Raw genomic sequence first — 18,351 nt, forward strand, 5'->3', positions numbered from 1 at the left:
CTGGATCCGCCCGGGATCCGGGGCGCTCGTCCACAGGCCCGTACGGCGGTGTCGTGCCCGTCCTGCATACTCGACGGGTGAGCACGATTCCCGAGATCCGTACCCTGCCCGTGCCGGACGGCCTGGAGGGCGAGCGCGTCGACGCCGCCATCTCCCGCATGTTCGGCTTCTCCCGTACGAAGGCCGCCGAGCTGGCCGCGGCGGGGAAGGTCATGGTCGACGGCTCGGTGGTCGGCAAGTCCGAACGGGTCAGCGGCGGCGCCTGGCTGGAGGTCGAGATGCCACAGGCCCCGGCGCCGGTGCAGATCGTCGCCGAGCCGGTCGAGGGCATGGAGATCGTCCATGACGACGACGACGTGGTCGTCATCGTCAAGCCGGTCGGCGTGGCCGCGCACCCGTCTCCCGGCTGGAGCGGGCCGACGGTGATCGGCGGACTGGCCGCCGCCGGCTACCGGATCTCCACCTCCGGCGCGGCCGAGCGCCAGGGCATCGTGCACCGGCTCGACGTCGGCACGTCCGGTCTGATGGTCGTCGCCAAGTCGGAGCGGGCGTACACGTCGCTGAAGCGCCAGTTCAAGGAGCGCACGGTCGACAAGCGCTACCACACGCTCGTCCAGGGCCACCCCGACCCGACCAGCGGCACCATCGACGCCCCCATCGGCCGCCACCCCCAGCACGACTACAAGTGGGCGGTCACCGCCGAGGGCAAGCCGTCCGTCACGCACTACGACCTGATCGAGGCCTTCCGCGCGGCCTCCCTGCTGGACGTGAAGCTGGAGACGGGCCGCACGCACCAGATCCGTGTGCACATGGCCGCCCACCGTCACCCCTGCGTCGGCGACCTGACGTACGGCGCCGACCCCACCCTCGCCAAGCGGCTCGGGCTGACCCGGCAGTGGCTGCACGCCGTACGACTGGGCTTCGAGCACCCCGGGGACGGACAGTGGGCGGAGTTCGCCAGCGACTACCCCGAGGACCTGGCCAAGGCTCTCGACCAGGTCCGCGAGGAAACCTACGGATGAGCGGCACGCGGGCCTACGTGGTGCGCGTCGCCGAGGACCTGCTCGACCGGGAGGCGTGCTTCGCCGTCCGCAAGGAGGTCTTCGTCGGCGAGCAGGGTGTGCCCGAGGACCTGGAGCACGACGAGTACGACGCCGTCGCCGTGCACCTGCTGGCGGTCGGCGAGGACGGACGGCCGCTCGGCGCCGGGCGGCTGCTGTACGGCGAGGCGGCAGCGGCCCGGACCGGCGATCCGTCGGTGGGCTCGCTCGGACGGCTCGCCGTGACCCGTGAGGCGCGCGGGCTGGGCGTCGGCGTCGCCCTGGTGCGGGGCATCGAGGAGGCCGCACGCGCGCGGGGACTCGCGGCGGTGGACCTGCACGCACAGACGCAGGCGCTGGGATTCTACGAACGGCTGGGGTACACGCCCTACGGGCCGGAGGACCTGGAGGCGGGCATTCCGCACCGGTCCATGCGGCGTTCGCTGTAGGGGACGGCGGGCGTGCGACGCTGGGGGTCCGGATGTTCTTGATCGTCTAGACCCGGAGCGCTGACCGTGGACCAGTTGGCCCTGTTGTTCGTCCTGTTGCTCGGGGCCGTGGTGAGCGTCCCCGTGGGGGACCGGCTGGGATTGCCCGCGCCGGTGCTGATGACCCTGCTCGGCATCCTCCTCGCGGTGCTCGACTTCGTGCCCAACGTGGACATCCCGCCCGACCTGATCCTGCCCCTCCTGCTGCCGCCGCTGCTGTACGCGGCGGTGCGGCGGACCTCGTGGCGGCAGTTCGCGGCGAACGTGCGGCCCATCTTCCTGCTCGCCGTGGCGCTGGTCTTCGTCACGACGATCTGCGTGGCCGCTGTGGCCCACTCGATCGTGCCGGGCCTGCCGGTCGCCGCCGCCGTCGCGCTGGGGGCGCTCGTCGCGCCGCCCGACCCCGTGGCGGCGACCGCCGTGGCCGGGCAGCTCGGCCTGCCCCGCCGGCTGGTGTCCATCCTGGAGGGCGAGGGACTGTTCAACGACGTCACGGCCATCGTGCTCTACCACGTCGCGATCGCGGCGGCCGTGAGCGGGGCGTTCTCGCCGTGGCGGGCCGGTCTCGACCTGGTGCTGTCCGCCGTGGTGGCGGTGGCCGTGGGCGTCGCACTCGGGTGGGGCGCGAACCGGCTGCTGGACGTCCTCGGGGACACCACGCTGCAGATCGGACTGACGCTGCTGGTGCCGTACGCCTCGTACGTGCTGGCGGAGGAGTTCCACGGGTCCGGGGTGCTGGCCGTGCTGACCACCGCGTTGTTCCTCTCCGAGTACGCCACCGACCCCGACGACGTGCTGACCCGGCTGGCCGGCCACACGTTCTGGGACATCATCGACACCCTCGTCACGGGCGTCGCCTTCGGACTGATCGGTCTGGAGCTGCACAACGCGCTCCGCACCGCCTCCGGACGGTGGGGGGAGATGCTCGGGTGGGCGGGCGTGATCGTGGCGGTGGTCGTCGTCGTCCGGCTGCTGTGGCTGATGCCGGCGACCTGGCTGACGCAACGGCTGCACGCCCGGAAGGACCACCTGGAGGACATCCCGACGAACTGGCGGGAGACCACCGTCATGTGGTGGGCGGGGATGCGCGGGGTGGCCTCGGTGGCCTTGGCGCTGGCCGTCCCGCTGAAGACCGACGACGGGGGCCCCTTCCCCGACCGGGACGAGATCATCTTCATCGCGTTCGGCGTGATCATGGCGACGCTGGTGCTGCAGGGGCTCACCCTGCCGTGGCTGGTGAAGCGGCTCGACGTGCAGTCGGACACCGACCGGGAGAAGGCGTTCGAGAAGGAACTGGCGGTGCGGGCCGCGAAGGCGGCGAAGCGGCGGCTGCGCGAGATCGAGTCCGAGGAGGACCTCTCGGAGGAGCTCTCCGAGCAGATGCTGCGGCGCGCCTTCGACATCGGGCTGCGCATCAGCCCGGACGTCGGGGAGGACGAGCGGCGCGAGGGGCACGAGCAGCGGGTGCGCCGCCTCAAGCGGGTGCGGCGTATCCAGAACGAGATGCTGAGCGCGGCACGGCACGAGGTGGTGGCGGCGCGCAGCGAGGCGGGCGCCGACCCCGAGATCGTGGACCGGGTGCTGCGGCATCTGGACGTGCGCAGCCTGCGCTGAGGCGGACGGTCCGTGGGCGGCCGGGAGTTTCACAGGACCGGCTCGCCTCGCCCGGCGGACGGGTGCTGTTCGTCAGCTCGATCGGCGCCTACCGGGGATCGGGCAGCGGGGCGTACGGCGGCGCCTGGGCCGCGCTGCACCCGACACGCCCGCGACCTCGCCCGTGCCCCGGGCCCGCGGGGGATCACCGCGAACGTCGTCGCCCCCGGGTATGCCGAGGACACCGGGTTCTTCGGGGCGGCGATCGAGCCGCCACACTGCACCGGCTCGCCTCCCCGGCAGGCCGGACACGTCACCTCGCAGGCCGTCCAGGCCGTCCAGGCCGACGTGGGCGCCGAGGGGGGCAACCGATGCTCAGCGGCCCGTGCGCTGCGATTCGGCGGCGGGGCGGGCCGCACCGTCGGGGGAGGAGCTCTGGGCCGGCAGCCGGCCCGGAGGCAGGGCTGCGTGCGCGGTGTTGACCCGCGGCAGAGCGTACGGGTGCTCCTTCCACAGCCAGCGGATCATCTCCTCGCGGACCTTGACCCGCACCGTCCAGATGTCGTCGGCGTCCTTGGCCGTGACCAGCGCCCGCACCTGCATGGTGTTGGGCGTGGTGTCCGTGACGTCCAGACCGCAGGCGCGGCCGTCCCAGGCCGGGCACTCGCGCAGGATGTCGCGCAGCTTCTCGCGCATCGCCTCCACCGGCGCCGCGTGGTCGACGTGCCAGTAGACGATGCCGGTCATCTGCGGGGTGCCGCGCGACCAGTTCTCGAACGGCTTCGAGGTGAAGTACGACACGGGCATCGTGATGCGGCGCTCGTCCCAGGTGCGTACGGTCAGGAAGGTCAGGGTGATCTCCTCGACCGTGCCCCACTCGCCGTCCACCACCACCGTGTCGCCGATGCGCACCATGTCGCCGAACGCGATCTGCAGGCCGGCGAACAGGTTGCTCAGCGTGGACTGGGCGGCCACACCGGCGACGATGCCGAGGATCCCGGCGGAAGCCAGCAGGGAGGCGCCCGCCGCGCGCATCGCAGGGAATGTGAGCAGCATCGCGGCGGCCGCGACCACGCCCACGACGGCCGAGACGACCCGCATGATCAGCGACACCTGGGTCCGCACCCGGCGGACCCTGGCCGCGTCGCGGTGCATCCGCGCGTAGTGCGAGTACGACGTCTCGACGATCGCTCCGGCGATCCGGATCACCAGCCAGGCCGCCGAGCCGATCAGCACCAGGGTGAGGGTGCGGCCGATGCCGGTCTTGTGGTCCTGCAGCATTTGCGCCTGGTCGTAGGAGCCTCTCAGCATCGCCGCGCACAGCACCAGCTGATACGGGATGCGACCACGGCGCAGCAGGCCCCAGAGAGACGTCTCGGGGTGCCGTTGGTCGGCCTTGCACAGCAGACGGTCGGTGGCCCAGCCGATGAGGAAGGTCAGCACCACCGATCCGCCCACCACGATCACGGGGCGGAGCAGGTTCTCCATGCCTTCGAACGTAACCGGGTCCACGCGACCTTGAACCTGCTACTTCTGTGAGGAGGCGCACGCACGGCGCTGTCGGTGCAGGCTGGCACCATGGGCGCATGAACATCATGCTCTTCCATTCGACCTACGGACTGCGGCCCGCGGTGCGTGCCGCGGCGGACCGGCTGCGCGCCGCCGGACACGAGGTCGACACCCCCGACCTCTTCGACGGGCGCACGTTCGACACGGTCGAGGAGGGCATGGCGTACAAGGAGGAGATCGGCAAGGACGACCTGCTCAGGAGAGCGGTCCTGGCCGCCGCCCCCTACTCGGAGCGGGGGCTGGTCTACGCCGGGTTCTCGCTCGGCGCCTCCGTCGCGCAGACCCTCGCCCTCGGCGACGCCAGGGCGCGCGGCCTGCTGCTTCTGCACGGCACCTCGGACCTCGCGCCGAACGTCACGGTGGACGACCTGCCGGTGCAGCTGCACGTGGCCGAGCCGGACCCGTTCGAGACCGACGACTGGCTGAGCGCCTGGTACCTGCAGATGGGCAGAGCCGGCGCCGACGTGGAGATCTACCGGTACGCGGGCGCCGGGCACCTGTACACCGACCCCGACCTGCCCGACTACGACGAGGAGGCCGCCGAGGCCACCTGGCGGGTGGCGCTCGGCTTCCTCGAGACCCTCTGACCGGGAGTGACCGGGAGTGACCGGGAGCCGCGCGGCAGGATCACCCTCGGCCGGCCCGGTCGGCGGTTACACCGGGTCGTACGTGCGCTCCACCTTCTGCGTGCCGCTGCGCGTGCGGTACGAGCGGGACCAGGAGGAGGTCGCGGAGGGGCTCGTCCTGTCCGACACGACGTAGTAGTCCATCTGCGCGCGCTCGGCGGTGATGTCCAGGACGCCGTAGCCGTGCCGGTCGGTGTCCACGAAGTGCACATGCCGGTTGGCGGCCCTGATGACCGGGGAGGCGACCGCTGTGAGGCTCCCCTCGGGGACCTTCACGATGTCGTCGAGGTTGTCGGAGGTCACCGAGGTGACCACGAACTCCGTGGCGGCCGACGCCGACAGGGGGTAGGTCCCCGCGTCCACCGGCACGTCGTTGGCCCACGCCATGTGGATGTCACCGGTCAGGAAGACCGTGTTGCGGATGGCGTTCGAGCGCAGGTGGGCGAGGAGTTCACGGCGGTCGTCGGTGTAGCCGTCCCACTGGTCGGTGTTGAGGCCGAGGCCGTCCTCCGGCAGGCCGAGCAGTTTGGCCAGCGGCTTGAACAGGTCCGCGGAGAGCGAGCCGATCACGAACGGCGAGATCATCACCGAGTTGCCGACCAGCCGCCAGGCGGTGTCGGACGCCTTCAGTCCGGCCTTCAGCCAGTCCAGTTGGGCGCGGCCGGTGATCGTGCGGTCCGGGTCGTCCACGGCGCCCTTGCCGACGGCGACCTGCTGGGAGCGGAAGGACCGCAGATCCAGCAGGGAGAGGTCCGCGAGCCTGCCGAAGCGCAGTCGGCGGTAGGTGGTGCCGGCGATCGCCGGGCGGACCGGCATCCACTCGAAGTAGGCCTGTTTGGCGGCCGCCTGACGGGCCGACCAGGCGCCCTCGGCGCCCTCGGTGTGGTTCTCGGCGCCGCCCGACCAGGAGTCGTTGGCGAACTCGTGGTCGTCCCAGATCGCGATGACCGGCGCCTTGGTGTGCAGCGCCTGAAGGTCCGGGTCGGTCTTGTACTTGCCGTGCCGGGTGCGGTAGTCGGCGAGCGTGAGGATCTCGTGGGTGGGCGCGGTCTGCCGTACGACGGTGCCGCGCGTGCCGTACTGGCCGGTGCCGTACTCGTAGATGTAGTCGCCGAGGTGCAGCCAGGCGTCCAGGTCGCCCCGGGCCGCGAGGTGGCGGTAGGAGGAGAAGTAGCCGGCCTCCCAGTTGGCGCAGGAGACCACGCCGAAGCGCAGGCCGCTCACCGTCGCGTCCGCCGCCGGCGCGGTGCGGGTGCGCGCCACCGGGGAGTCGACGTCGCCGGCCGAGAAGCGGAACCAGTAGTCGGTGGCGGGCGCGAGGCCGCGGATGTCGGCCTTGACGGTGTGGTCGGATGCGGCGGTCGCGGTGGTCGTCCCCTTGGCGACGACGTCCGTCAGCGCCTTGTCCCGGGCGACGATCCAGCTCACCTCGGTGTCCGGGCCGAGGCCGGAGCCCGGTATCGCCTCGGGGGTGGGCGTCACCCGGGTCCACAGCAGGACGCCGTCGGGCAGCGGATCCCCGGAGGCGAGGCCGTGCAGGAAGACGGGGGCCTCGGCGGCGCGGGCGGGCAGCGCGGCGAGCAGCGGGCCGGCCAGCACGGCGGTGGCGGCAGCCGCCTTGACGACCGTACGGCGGCGCGGGGACAGCGGTTCGGGGCGCTGAGACGTGGTGTCGGCGCTCTCGGATGTTCTGTGTCTACTGGTCACGGCCGATCAGATTACTGACCGGTACGACACAAGAGCGGGCGAACTCCCAAATGTTCGCCCGCTCTTCCGCGGAGCGTCGGATCAACCGCCGCTCAGGAGCGGCTCAGCCCTTGAGGGCCGCGTTGAGCGCCGTGTTGAAGTCGGCGACCGTCATCGGGGCGGCCTTGCCGCCGGAGTCGGTCAGCGTCTTGCCGTCCATCTTCAGGGTCGGGGTGCCCGAGACGCCGCTGCTGTCGAAGGTCTTGGACATCTCCAGGGCCCAGCGGTCGTAGGTGCCGTCCTTGACCGCCTTCTGGAACTTCGCGTTGCCCTTCAGAGCCGAGACCGTGTCGGCCACCTTGATCAGGTAGGAGTCGTCCTTGAACTCGTCCTTGGTCTCCTCCGGGTGGTACTTCGCCGAGTACAGCGCGGTCTTGTACTCGAGGAACGCCTCGGGGCTGACGTTCAGCGCCGCGCCCAGGGCGCTCAGCGCGTTCTTGGACCCCTCGCCGGTCAGACTGCGGTCGAGGAAGGTCGCGCCGACGTACTGGATCTTGAACTTGCCGGCGTCGAGGTCGCTCTTCACCGTCGGGCCGACGGTCTGCTCGAACTGGGCGCAGATGGGGCAGCGCGGGTCCTCGTACATCACGAGGGTCTTCTTGGCGCTCGCCTTGCCCATGACGACGGTCGTGCCGTCCTTGCCGCTGGTGTTGGCCGGCGCGACCAGCTTGGCCTTCGCCGCGTCCTCCCAGTAGCTCGGCTTGTTGGCCTGGACGACGGCGTAGCCTATGCCGCCGGCCACGGCCAGCACGGCGACCGCCGAGCAGGCGACGATGATCTGCCGCCTGACCTTGGCCCGCTTGGCCTCCCGCTCGCGTTCGATGCGCAGCCGCTCCCGGGCCGCCGTCTTCGACGCGGCGCTGTTCCGCTTGCTCATGGTTTCTCCAAAGGGACGCGCACCCGTGGGTACGCGGAAGTTTCGTGGGGGTGGTGCAGGGACTGGAGCCGGGTCGTGCTCGGCGGAGCCGGGCCGGTCAGACCGCGGCGGCCGGGCACGGCGGGCCACGCCGTCCCAGGGAGTGCACGAGGATCCGCTCGCGGACGGTGGCCGTGCGGGGCGCGGGGCGTGGCAGACGGCGGGCCTCCGGGGCGCGTCGTACGCTCACCGCGGCGACGGCCAGCAGCAGCGGCCGGAAGGTGTTCGCGGTGGCCGCGCGCAGCAGCTGGGCCAGTGCCCGCTCGCCCCGGCGCAGCCAGGCGGCGGCGAGCAGACCGACGCAGACGTGCGCGGCGAGCAGCAGCCAGGCGGTGGCCGGATCGGCGTGGGCGAGCAGACCGCCGAGCCGGTCCGGGTCGGTGCCGGTGACCTGGGCCAGCGGGGTGCCGAACGGCGTCCCGTCGCCGCACAGGACGTTCCAGCCGACCGAGGCCAGCGGGCCGGCGACCGGGCCGCCCGCCCGGCCGTAGCAGACGTGCTGCCCGGTGGTGAAGACGGTGTCGGCGGCCAGCTCCAGCGGGATCAGCAGGGCGGCGATCCGCCCGAAGCCCCGCTCGCGGCCGGCGAGGGCGTACGCGAGGGCGAACACGGCGGCCGCGACGGCGGCCACCGTGTTGAGCGGCAGCGGGACCCGCGACAGCAGCACGTGCGACGCGCTGCTGAGCGTCACGACGAAGGCCGTGAACAGCGCCGCGCGTACGGCTCTGAGGCGGGTCCCGGATATGTCCATAGCGGAGGAGAGTGTGCCACGTGCTCCTGTAGGAGACCGCTAAAGGCTCCCTGTGAGCAGCGGACTGTTAGAGACCTGGAATCCGGCCGTTGCGGAACAGGTCGACGAAGATCTGGTGGTCGGCACGCGCGCGGGCGCCGTAGGCGTGCGCGAAGTCGACCAGCAGCGGCGCGAAGCCGTCCTCGTCGGCCGCGATGGCGGCGTCGATGGCCCGCTCCGTGGAGAACGGCACCAGCGACTCGCCGGACTGGTCGTCCGCGGCCGCGTGCATGGTGGCCGTGGCCCGGCCCAGGTCGGCGACGACGCCCGCGATCTCCTCCGGGTCGTCGATGTCGCCCCAGTTCAGGTCGACCGCGTAGGGCGAGACCTCGGCGACCAGCTGTCCCGCGCCGTCCAGCTCGGTCCAGCCCAGCCACGGGTCGGCGTGCGCCTGCAGGGCGCGCTGGGAGATCACCGTGCGGTGGCCCTCGTGCTGGAAGTAGCCGCGGATCGCCGGGTCGGTGACGTGCCGGGAGACCGCCGGGGTCTGGGCCTGCTTGATGTAGATCACCACGTCGTTCTCCAGGGCGTCGCTGTTGCCCTCCAGGAGGATGTTGTACGACGGCAGGCCCGCCGAGCCGATGCCGATGCCGCGGCGGCCGACGACGTCCTTCACGCGGTAGGAGTCCGGGCGGGTCAGCGAGGACTCCGGCAGCGTCTCCAGATAGCCGTCGAAGGCCGCCAGGACCTTGTAGCGGGTCGCCGCGTCCAGCTCGATGGAGCCGCCGCCCGGTGCGAAGCGGCGCTCGAAGTCGCGGATCTCGGTCATCGAGTCCAGCAGCCCGAAGCGGGTCAGCGAGCGGGCGTCGCGCAGTGCGTCCAGCAGCGGGCCCTGGGCGGTGTCCAGGGTGAACGGGGGCACCTCGTCGCTCTTGGCGCCGGTCGCCAGGGCGTGGACGCGCTCGCGGTAGGCGCCCGCGTAGACCTCCACCAGCTCGGTGATCTGGTCGTCGGAGAGCGCCTTCGCGTACCCGATCAGGGCGAGCGAGGCGGACAGGCGCTTGAGGTCCCAGGTGAAGGGGCCGACGTAGGCCTCGTCGAAGTCGTTGACGTTGAAGATCAGCCGGCCCGTGGCGTCCATGTACGTGCCGAAGTTCTCCGCGTGCAGGTCGCCGTGGATCCACACGCGCGAGGTGCGGTCGTCCAGGAACGGGCCGCCCCGCTTGGAGCCGAAGCCGTCGTTGGCGGTGAGATCGTGGTAGAAGAGGCCCGCCGTGCCCCGGTAGAACGCGAACGCCGAGGCCGCCATCTTCCGGAACTTCACTCGGAACGCGGCCGGGTCGGCGGCCAGGAGCTCGCCGAACGCGGTGTCGAAGACGGCGAGGATCTGCTCGCCGCGGTGCTCGTCGTCGAGCTGCGGAACCGACATCGCTGGGTGCCTCCTGGTGCATGACGTGTACGACAGCGTTTCTGTCGTCTCCAACGGGCGGAGCCGTGCGAAAGTGCCCGTGCCCCTCGCTGTGAAGGTACGCGGGGGAGCCCCCGGAGTGTCAGTGCCGAGGCATAGACTTCGACGCTGTCCCCCGGACCGTCCGCAACCCGTGGGACGCCCGTCGACCCTTGTTTCCCTGGAGGCCGCAGCCGTGTCAAAGCCGCCGTTCACGCACCTGCACGTCCACACCCAGTACTCGCTGCTGGACGGTGCCGCGCGGCTGAAGGACATGTTCCAGGCGTGCAACGAGATGGGCATGACCCATATCGCCATGTCCGACCACGGCAACCTGCACGGGGCCTACGACTTCTTCCACACCGCGAAGAAGGCGGGCGTCACCCCGATCATCGGGATCGAGGCGTACGTCGCCCCCGAGTCGCGGCGCAACAAGCGCAAGATCCAGTGGGGCCAGCCGCACCAGAAGCGCGACGACGTCTCCGGTTCCGGCGGTTACACCCACAAGACGATCTGGGCGGCGAACGCGACGGGTCTGCACAACCTCTTCAAGCTCTCCTCGGACGCGTACGCCGAGGGCTGGCTGCAGAAGTGGCCCCGGATGGACAAGGAGACCATCTCCCAGTGGTCCGAGGGGCTCATCGCCTCCACCGGCTGCCCGTCCGGCGAACTCCAGACCCGGCTGCGCCTCGGCCAGTTCGACGAGGCCCTGAAGTCGGCCGCCGAGTACCAGGACATCTTCGGCAAGGACCGCTACTTCCTGGAGCTGATGGACCACGGCATCGACATCGAGCACCGGGTCCGCGACGGCCTGCTGGAGATCGGCAGGAAACTCGGCATCCCGCCGCTGGTGACGAACGACTCGCACTACACGTACGCGCACGAGGCGACCGCGCACGACGCGCTGCTGTGCATCCAGACCGGCAAGAACCTCTCCGACCCGGACCGCTTCCGCTTCGACGGCACCGGCTACTACCTGAAGTCCACGGACGAGATGTACGCCATCGACTCCTCGGACGCCTGGCAGGAGGGCTGCGCCAACACCCTCCTGGTGGCCGAGCAGATCGACACCACCGGCATGTTCGAGGCGAAGAACCTCATGCCGAAGTTCGACATCCCCGACGGCTTCACCGAGGTCACCTGGTTCAAGGAGGAGGTCCGCCGGGGCATGGAGCGCCGCTTCCCGGGCGGCGTCCCCGACGACCGGCAGAAGCAGGTCGAGTACGAGATGGACGTCATCATCCAGATGGGGTTCCCGGGCTACTTCCTCGTCGTCGCCGACTTCATCATGTGGGCGAAGAACCAGGGCATCGCGGTCGGTCCGGGGCGTGGCTCGGCCGCCGGCTCGATCGTCGCCTACGCGATGGGCATCACCGACCTCGACCCGATCCCGCACGGCCTGATCTTCGAGCGGTTCCTCAACCCCGAGCGCGTCTCCATGCCCGACGTCGACATCGACTTCGACGAGCGCAGGCGCGTCGAGGTGATCCGCTACGTGACCGAGAAGTACGGCGCCGACAAGGTCGCCATGATCGGCACCTACGGCAAGATCAAGGCGAAGAACGCCATCAAGGACTCCGCGCGCGTGCTGGGCTACCCGTACGCGATGGGCGACCGCCTCACCAAGGCCATGCCCGCCGACGTCCTGGGCAAGGGCATCGACCTCAACGGCATCACCGACCCCTCGCACCCGCGCTACAGCGAGGCGGGCGAGATCCGCGCGATGTACGAGAACGAGCCGGACGTCAAGAAGGTCATCGACACCGCCAAGGGCGTCGAGGGCCTGGTCCGGCAGATGGGCGTGCACGCGGCCGGCGTGATCATGTCCAGCGAGCCCATCGTCGACCACGCCCCCATCTGGGTGCGGCACACCGACGGCGTGACCATCACGCAGTGGGACTACCCGCAGTGCGAGTCGCTCGGCCTGCTGAAGATGGACTTCCTCGGCCTGCGCAACCTGACGATCATGGACGACGCCGTCAAGATGGTGAAGTCCAACAAGGGCATCGACCTCGACCTGCTGGCGCTGCCGCTCGACGATCCGAAGACCTTCGAACTGCTCCAGCGCGGTGACACCCTCGGCGTCTTCCAGTTCGACGGCGGCCCCATGCGCTCGCTGCTGCGCCTGATGAAGCCCGACAACTTCGAAGACATCTCCGCCGTGTCCGCGCTCTACCGTCCCGGCCCGATGGGCATGGACTCGCACACCAACTACGCGCTGCGCAAGAACAAGCTCCAGGAGATCACCCCGATCCACAAGGAGCTGGAGGAGCCCCTCCAGGAGGTCCTGGCCGTCACCTACGGCCTGATCGTCTACCAGGAGCAGGTGCAGAAGGCCGCCCAGATCATCGCCGGGTACTCCCTCGGCGAGGCCGACATCCTGCGCCGCGTGATGGGCAAGAAGAAGCCCGACGAGCTGGCGAAGAACTTCGTCCTCTTCCAGAAGGGCGCCCGGGACAAGGGCTACAGCGACGAGGCGATCCAGGCCCTGTGGGACGTGCTGGTCCCGTTCGCCGGCTACGCCTTCAACAAGGCGCACTCCGCCGCGTACGGCCTGGTCTCGTACTGGACCGCCTATCTGAAGGCGAACCACCCCGCCGAGTACATGGCCGGACTGCTCACCTCGGTCAAGGACGACAAGGACAAGTCGGCCGTCTACCTCAACGAGTGCCGGCGCATGGGCATCAAGGTGCTCCCGCCGAACGTCAACGAGTCGGTGCACAACTTCGCCGCACAGGGCGACGACGTGATCCTCTTCGGCCTCGAAGCCGTCCGCAACGTCGGCACCAACGTGGTCGAGTCGATCATCAGGAGCCGCAAGGCCAAGGGCAAGTACGCCTCCTTCCCCGACTACCTGGACAAGGTGGAGGCGGTGGCGTGCAACAAGCGCACCACCGAGTCGCTGATCAAGGCGGGCGCGTTCGACACCCTGGGGCACACCCGCAAGGGCCTCACCGCGCAGTTCGAGCCGATGATCGACAACGTGGTCGCGGTCAAGCGCAAGGAGGCCGAGGGGCAGTTCGACCTCTTCGGCGGGATGGGCGAGGAGGACACCAGCGAGCCCGGCTTCGGCCTCGACGTCGAGTTCACCACCGACGAGTGGGAGAAGACGTATCTGCTCGCCCAGGAGCGGGAGATGCTCGGTCTCTACGTTTCCGACCACCCGCTCTTCGGCCTGGAGCACGTGCTGTCCGACAAGGCCGACGCGGGCATCGCCCAGCTCACCGGGGGCGAGCACGCGGACGGCGCGGTGGTGACCATCGGCGGCATCATCTCCGGCCTGCAGCGCAAGATGACCAAGCAGGGCAACGCCTGGGCGATCGCCACCGTGGAGGACCTCGCGGGCTCCATCGAGTGCATGTTCTTCCCGGCCACGTACCAGCTCGTGTCGACCCAACTCGTCGAGGACGCCGTCGTCTTCGTCAAGGGCCGCCTCGACAAGCGCGAGGACGTGCCGCGGCTGGTCGCGATGGAGCTCCAGGTCCCCGACCTGTCCAACGCGGGCACCAACGCGCCCGTGATCCTCACCATCCCCGCCACCCGGGTCACCCCGCCGATGATCAACCGTCTCGGTGAGATCCTCACCCACCACCGGGGCGACAGCGAGGTCCGGATCAGGCTCCAGGGCCCGACGAAGACGACCGTGCTGCGTCTGGACCGGCACCGGGTCAAGCCCGACCCCGCCCTGTTCGGCGACCTGAAGGTGCTGCTCGGCCCGTCCTGCCTGGCCGGCTGATCGCGGGACGACGCAGATGAGGGGCGCACCCGGCATCGGATGCGCCCCTCGCTGTGCTCGGGCTGCAACAGCCCGTCGTGCCGACGTCAGTTGTGGCCGAAGCGCTTCTGCCGGCCCTTGCGGGCCATGTCGGCGGGTGTCACCTGGGCGATGTGCTGCTCGGCCTGCGACTCCATCGTGGACGGCCGTGCCGTCTGCTGACCACGTTCGGACTGCGGCTGCTTACGTTCCTGCTTCTTGTTCTTGGCCATGGTGCTCTGCCTCCTGGGGGGGATCTAGGGGCCAGGGCCGGGACCAGATTCACATAGGCTGACTTACGACGCATTTCGGATAATTACCGTGTGTAACAGGGGTTGTCGGAACGCACGTGCTCGAAACGCCACGCCGAAGATCGAGTTCGGGCCGTTAACCTCCGCGCCGTCGGGCAGACTCGAAGGAAGCTCGAAGCAAACCTCCCGGAAAGAGGGTGAGTCGTGTGGACCGCTGCATCGTCCTGGTGGACGCCGGGTATCTGCTGGGGGCGGCCGCGAGTCTCCTCGCCGGAGAGCCCTCGCGATCCCGCATCACCGTCGACCACGCCGCCCTCGTCCAGGGCCTGCGCGAACAGGCCGAGTCCGAGACCGAGCGCCCGCTGCTGCGCATCTACTGGTTCGACGGCGCACCCGACCGCGTCCCTCAGCCGGAGCACCGCAGGCTGCGGGTGATGCCCCGGGTGACCGTCCGGCTGGGCGCCCTGACCCGCAGCGACGGGCGGTGGGCCCAGAAGGGCGTCGACGCCGCCATGCACGCCGAGCTGACCGAGCTGGCCCGCAACCGCGCCTGCTCCGACGTCGTCCTCGTCACCGGCGACGGCGATCTGCTGCCCGGGATGATGGCCGCCAAGGAGCACGGCGTCGCCGTCCACCTGTGGGCCGTACAGGCCGCCGACGGCGACTACAACCAGTCCGAGGACCTGGTCGCCGAGGCCGACGAGCGGCGCGTCCTGGACCGCACCTGGATCACCAAGGCGGTACGCGCGAAGGAGCTCGGCGGGATCTGCGCGCCGCCGCCGGCCCCCCGCCCCGAGATCGCCGCCATCCTCTCCGCCCCGCTGCCCGACTCCGGCCTCGCGCCGACCGCCGAGCGCACCCCCGAGGAGACCGAGCACCCCTCCGGGGGCGGCGGCTCCGACCACGGCGCACAGGAGCGCGTCCCCGCCCCCAAGGGCGTGCCCACCCCCAAGGACCTGGCCGCCCTGCGCGCACCCGGCGCCCAGCCCGCCCAGCCCGCCCAGCACCCCACCACCGCGACCCTGCGCTGGTCCTCCGACAAGGGCTGGGTCGACCGCCCCGGGGCCGCGCCCGAGCCCTCCGAGGTCGCCTCGATGCCGACGCTCGCGCAGGTCACCACGGCCGAGCAGCGGTGGGCCGACCGCGAGGAGGACATCACCACCGTCGGCGGCGACCCCTACGAGGTGGGCCAGGTCTTCGCCCGCCGCTGGATCGGGCGCCTCGGCGACCAGGGCCATCTGCAGAATCTGTCGGGCATGTACCCGCGGATCCCGCACCGCATCGACGGCGAGCTGCTCAGGTACGCAGCCCGCTTCGGACTGCTCGCCCACAAGGACGACCAGATCGACGAACACGACCGCTACGCCATCCGGGCGGGCTTCTGGCGCGAGATCGACGTCCGCACGGCCACCGAGCACGCTCCGGCGGGGGACTGAACCGGGCGTCCCGGCCGCCCCCGACGGCGGGCGGAGGTCCCCGACCCCGTAGTCTCGTGCCTTGTGAGTACGCGCGCGGCATCGGCAGTCCGGCACGAGGACGAGGTCGTGTGTGCCGTGCGCGGGCTGACGAAGTCCTATCCCGCGGTCCGGGGCCGGCGCGGCACTCCCGCGACCCCGGAGGTGCGGGCCACCGACGACGTGCGGCTGGACATCCGGCGCGGTGAGATCTTCGGCCTGCTCGGGCCGAACGGCGCCGGCAAGACCACCCTCGTGCGCCAGATGACCGGACTGATGCGGCCCGACGCGGGCAGCGTGGAGATCCTCGGCCACGACATCGTGCGCCACCCCGACCGGGCCGCGCGGATCCTCGCCTACCTCGGGCAGGAGTCCACCGCCCTCGACGAGCTCACCGTCTCGCTGGCCGCCGAGACCACCGGCCGGCTGCGCGGCCTCGACGTGCACGCGGCCCGCCGGGAGCGCGACGCCGTCCTCGACGAGCTGGGCCTCACACCCCTCGCGGGGCGGACGCTGCGCAAGCTGTCCGGCGGCCAGCGCCGTCTCGCCTGCTTCGCCGCCGCGCTGGTCGGCGAGCGGCCCCTGCTGGTGCTGGACGAGCCGACCACCGGAATGGACCCGGTGGCGCGCCGGGCCGTGTGGGCCGCCGTGGACCGCCGGCGGGCCGAACGCGGGACGACCGTGCTGCTCGTCACCCACAACGTCATCGAGGCGGAGACCGTGCTGGACCGGGTCGCCGTCCTCGACCAGGGCCGCGTCATCGCCTGCGACACCCCCTCCGGGCTCAAGGAACAGGTCGCCGGCGAGGTGCGGGTGGAGCTGGTGTGGCGCGAGCGGCCGCCGCTGGACGTGCCCGAGGTCGCCGCGCTGCGGGAACGGGCCGTGGAGTCCGGCCGCCGCTGGACGCTGCGCCTGGCGCCCGACGAGGCGCGGGCCGTCGTCGCCACCGTCACCGGCGGGGCCGCCTTCGCCGCGCTGGACGACTTCACCCTGGCCACCCCGAGCCTGGAGGACGTCTACCTGGCGCTGGGCGGGGCGGCACGGCAGGGCCTGGTGCGGGCGTGAGCGCGTGGGCGACGCAGGGCGCGAGGCGCGTCGGGGTGAGCGGGCGGACCGGCGCTGCCGTATGGGACGGTATGAGAACCGTAGGGAAGAGGAGCAGCGCCACGTGAGTGTCGTACCCGCCGAGGTTCTGCCGGGCGGCGCCCGGGCCGTCACGCAGACCGCCCGCACCGGCGCCGCCGAGCTCGCGCCGCGCGCCCGGCTGTGGCCGTCGCTCGCGGCCGTGTACCGGGCTCAGCTGTCCCGGGCCCGGGTGGCGCGCATCCCGCTGCTGTTCGTGGCGACCTTCCAGTCCGTCGGCATCCTGATCATGATGCGGGGCGTGGTCGACGGAGGGCACGAGGCGGAGTCCGTGGTGGCGGGGTCCGCGGTGCTGGTCGTCGCGTTCGTCGCGCTGAACCTGCTCGCCCAGTACTTCGGGCAGCTGCGGGCGAGCGGGGGCCTGGACCATTACGCGACGCTGCCCGTGCCGCCCGCGGCCGTGGTGCTGGGCGCGGCGGGCGCGTACGCCTCCTTCACGGTGCCCGGCACGCTGGTGACCGCCGTGTTCGGGTGCGTGCTGTTCGGGCTGCCCCTGACCCATCTGTGGGTGCTCGCGGCCGTGATCCCGCTGGCCGGCGCCGCCCTGTCCGGGCTCGGCGCGGCCTTCGGGCTGCTCGCGCCGAGGCCGGAGCTGGCCACGGTGCTCGGCCAGCTCGGCATGTCGGCCGCACTGCTGCTGGGCGTGCTGCCGCCGGACCGGATGCCGGAGGCGGTGCGCTTCGCCCGCGACCTGCTGCCGTCGACGTACGGGGTCGAGGCGTTCGCCCGGACCTTCGGGGCGGATCCCGACTGGGCGTTCGTCCTCGGCGACCTCGCCGTGTGCGCGGGCGTGGGCGTCGTCTCGCTGGCCGTCGCCACCTGGGCGTACCGCCGGGCCGCCGTCCGGTGACGCGCGGCTCGGGCGGGCCTGGCACGATGTCAGAGTGACCGCACCGCTGACTCCGCCTCCGCCGCCGCACGAACCGTCTTCGCACGAGGTCTGGCCGCCGTCGCCCGCAGGGCACGCGGGAGCGGCCGCCGCGCCGCACGACGTCGCGTACGGACAGGACGGGCCCGGGATGAAGACCGAACTGCGCGAAGCCGCCGTGATCGGGGTCGCGGTGGCCGTCGCCGGTGCGCTGCTCGGGCTGCTGTGGGTGTGGCTGGCCCCGAACGTGCCGCTCGTCGGCGACCTGGCGGACGAGCAGTGGGTCGTCTACTTCAAGGACACCGAGGGCGAGCAGGCGATCGGGGTGGACGGAACGTTCACCCTCCTGGCCCTCGCGTTCGGCGCCGTGAGCGCGGCCGCCGTGTTCCTGTGGCGGCGGCGCGGGGGAGTCCCGCTGGTCGTCGCGCTCGCGGTCGGCGGGTTCCTCGGATCGCTGCTCGCCTGGCGGCTGGGGGTGTGGCTCGGGCCCGAGTCCGACGTGATCGCCCATGCGCGGTCGGTGGGCAAGGGGGTGACGTTCTCCGCGCCGCTGAAGCTCGGGGCGAAGGGCGCGCTCCTCGCCTGGCCGCTGGCCGCCTCGCTGGTGCATCTGGGCCTCACGGCCCTGTTCGGACCCCGCGACCCCGAGCCGTTCGAGCCGTACGGGACGACCCCGAAGGACGGGTACGGGGCCCCCATGGCCTAGGGCATGAAGGCGGCCGGGCG

Annotated in this window: 15 protein-coding genes and 1 pseudogene; 10 read left to right on the forward strand and 6 right to left on the reverse strand. The window is 71.3% G+C overall.

Annotated elements, in window-relative coordinates; genetic code table 11:
* Positions 1-77: 77 nt before the first annotated feature.
* From BG482_RS31480 to BG482_RS45495, 4 genes and pseudogenes are all read left to right on the forward strand, one after another.
* The gene (locus tag BG482_RS31480; protein WP_069772595.1) at positions 78-1,022 is read left to right on the forward strand and encodes an RluA family pseudouridine synthase; all 945 of its coding nucleotides are present in this window, start codon (positions 78-80) and stop codon (positions 1,020-1,022) included.
* Entirely contained in the window at positions 1,019-1,489 is a 471-nt protein-coding gene (locus BG482_RS31485; protein ID WP_069772596.1) for a GNAT family N-acetyltransferase, read from the forward strand. The genes BG482_RS31480 and BG482_RS31485 overlap by 4 nt, the downstream gene beginning before the upstream one ends.
* Positions 1,490-1,555: 66 nt before the next feature.
* Positions 1,556-3,142 (forward strand): Na+/H+ antiporter, encoded by a 1,587-nt coding sequence (locus BG482_RS31490; RefSeq protein WP_069772597.1) that lies wholly within the window; start codon positions 1,556-1,558, stop codon positions 3,140-3,142.
* Positions 3,143-3,174: 32 nt separating this feature from the next.
* Positions 3,175-3,389, forward strand: a pseudogene (locus BG482_RS45495) (SDR family oxidoreductase); the annotation flags it as partial.
* A gap of 107 nt (positions 3,390-3,496) precedes the next feature.
* Here BG482_RS45495 and BG482_RS31495 read toward each other — a convergent pair.
* Complete coding sequence (locus BG482_RS31495) at positions 3,497-4,609, reverse strand: mechanosensitive ion channel family protein (RefSeq protein ID WP_069772598.1); 1,113 nt, start codon at positions 4,607-4,609, stop codon at positions 3,497-3,499.
* A gap of 98 nt (positions 4,610-4,707) precedes the next feature.
* On the opposite strand from BG482_RS31495, the gene BG482_RS31500 reads away from it, so the two are divergent.
* On the forward strand, positions 4,708-5,277 hold the full coding sequence (locus BG482_RS31500) for a dienelactone hydrolase family protein (RefSeq protein ID WP_069772599.1): 570 nt from the start codon (positions 4,708-4,710) through the stop codon (positions 5,275-5,277).
* Between the two features lie 66 nt (positions 5,278-5,343).
* Here the strand turns inward: BG482_RS31500 and BG482_RS31505 are convergent, their stop codons facing one another.
* The 4 genes from BG482_RS31505 to BG482_RS31520 form a co-directional block, all read right to left on the reverse strand.
* On the reverse strand, positions 5,344-7,023 hold the full coding sequence (locus BG482_RS31505; RefSeq protein WP_069772600.1) for an alkaline phosphatase: 1,680 nt from the start codon (positions 7,021-7,023) through the stop codon (positions 5,344-5,346).
* Between the two features lie 103 nt (positions 7,024-7,126).
* A complete protein-coding gene (locus BG482_RS31510; protein ID WP_069772601.1) occupies positions 7,127-7,939 on the reverse strand; it encodes a thioredoxin domain-containing protein in 813 nt (270 codons plus the stop codon).
* Between the two features lie 97 nt (positions 7,940-8,036).
* Complete coding sequence (locus tag BG482_RS31515; protein ID WP_069772602.1) at positions 8,037-8,729, reverse strand: hypothetical protein; 693 nt, start codon at positions 8,727-8,729, stop codon at positions 8,037-8,039.
* Positions 8,730-8,796: 67 nt separating this feature from the next.
* On the reverse strand, positions 8,797-10,137 hold the full coding sequence (locus BG482_RS31520; RefSeq protein WP_069772603.1) for a DUF2252 domain-containing protein: 1,341 nt from the start codon (positions 10,135-10,137) through the stop codon (positions 8,797-8,799).
* Between the two features lie 214 nt (positions 10,138-10,351).
* Between BG482_RS31520 and dnaE the strand changes: the two genes are divergently transcribed.
* Positions 10,352-13,891, forward strand: coding sequence for a DNA polymerase III subunit alpha (gene dnaE / locus BG482_RS31525; protein WP_069772604.1), 3,540 nt, complete (start codon positions 10,352-10,354; stop codon positions 13,889-13,891).
* An 86-nt stretch (positions 13,892-13,977) separates the two neighbouring features.
* Here dnaE and BG482_RS44220 read toward each other — a convergent pair whose 3' ends face one another.
* Positions 13,978-14,142: a hypothetical protein gene (locus BG482_RS44220; protein ID WP_167467490.1), complete on the reverse strand. Its 165-nt coding sequence runs from the start codon at positions 14,140-14,142 to the stop codon at positions 13,978-13,980.
* A gap of 224 nt (positions 14,143-14,366) precedes the next feature.
* Between BG482_RS44220 and BG482_RS31530 the strand changes: the two genes are divergently transcribed.
* From BG482_RS31530 to BG482_RS31545, 4 genes are all read left to right on the forward strand, one after another.
* The gene (locus BG482_RS31530; RefSeq protein ID WP_069772605.1) at positions 14,367-15,596 is read left to right on the forward strand and encodes an NYN domain-containing protein; all 1,230 of its coding nucleotides are present in this window, start codon (positions 14,367-14,369) and stop codon (positions 15,594-15,596) included.
* 108 nt (positions 15,597-15,704) lie between these two features.
* The gene (locus BG482_RS31535) at positions 15,705-16,679 is read left to right on the forward strand and encodes an ABC transporter ATP-binding protein (protein ID WP_069772606.1); all 975 of its coding nucleotides are present in this window, start codon (positions 15,705-15,707) and stop codon (positions 16,677-16,679) included.
* 103 nt (positions 16,680-16,782) lie between these two features.
* A complete protein-coding gene (locus BG482_RS31540) occupies positions 16,783-17,607 on the forward strand; it encodes an ABC transporter permease (RefSeq protein WP_069772607.1) in 825 nt (274 codons plus the stop codon).
* 34 nt (positions 17,608-17,641) lie between these two features.
* Positions 17,642-18,331 (forward strand): DUF2567 domain-containing protein, encoded by a 690-nt coding sequence (locus BG482_RS31545; RefSeq protein WP_079142394.1) that lies wholly within the window; start codon positions 17,642-17,644, stop codon positions 18,329-18,331.
* The last annotated feature ends 20 nt before the right edge of the window (positions 18,332-18,351 follow it).

Source organism: Streptomyces sp. LUP30, assembly GCF_001746365.1.
In the GTDB taxonomy this organism is placed as follows: domain Bacteria; phylum Actinomycetota; class Actinomycetes; order Streptomycetales; family Streptomycetaceae; genus Streptomyces.

What these genes read in the sequence shown, in the direction of transcription:
- BG482_RS31485 (WP_069772596.1), top strand. Translation starts at nt 1,019, where the DNA reads ATGAGCGGCACGCGGGCCTACGTGGTGCGCGTCGCCGAGGACCTGCTC.
- BG482_RS31495 (WP_069772598.1), bottom strand. Translation starts at nt 4,609, where the DNA reads ATGGAGAACCTGCTCCGCCCCGTGATCGTGGTGGGCGGATCGGTGGTG.
- BG482_RS31500 (WP_069772599.1), top strand. Translation starts at nt 4,708, where the DNA reads ATGAACATCATGCTCTTCCATTCGACCTACGGACTGCGGCCCGCGGTG.
- BG482_RS31510 (WP_069772601.1), bottom strand. Translation starts at nt 7,939, where the DNA reads ATGAGCAAGCGGAACAGCGCCGCGTCGAAGACGGCGGCCCGGGAGCGG.
- BG482_RS31515 (WP_069772602.1), bottom strand. Translation starts at nt 8,729, where the DNA reads ATGGACATATCCGGGACCCGCCTCAGAGCCGTACGCGCGGCGCTGTTC.
- BG482_RS31520 (WP_069772603.1), bottom strand. Translation starts at nt 10,137, where the DNA reads ATGTCGGTTCCGCAGCTCGACGACGAGCACCGCGGCGAGCAGATCCTC.
- BG482_RS44220 (WP_167467490.1), bottom strand. Translation starts at nt 14,142, where the DNA reads ATGGCCAAGAACAAGAAGCAGGAACGTAAGCAGCCGCAGTCCGAACGT.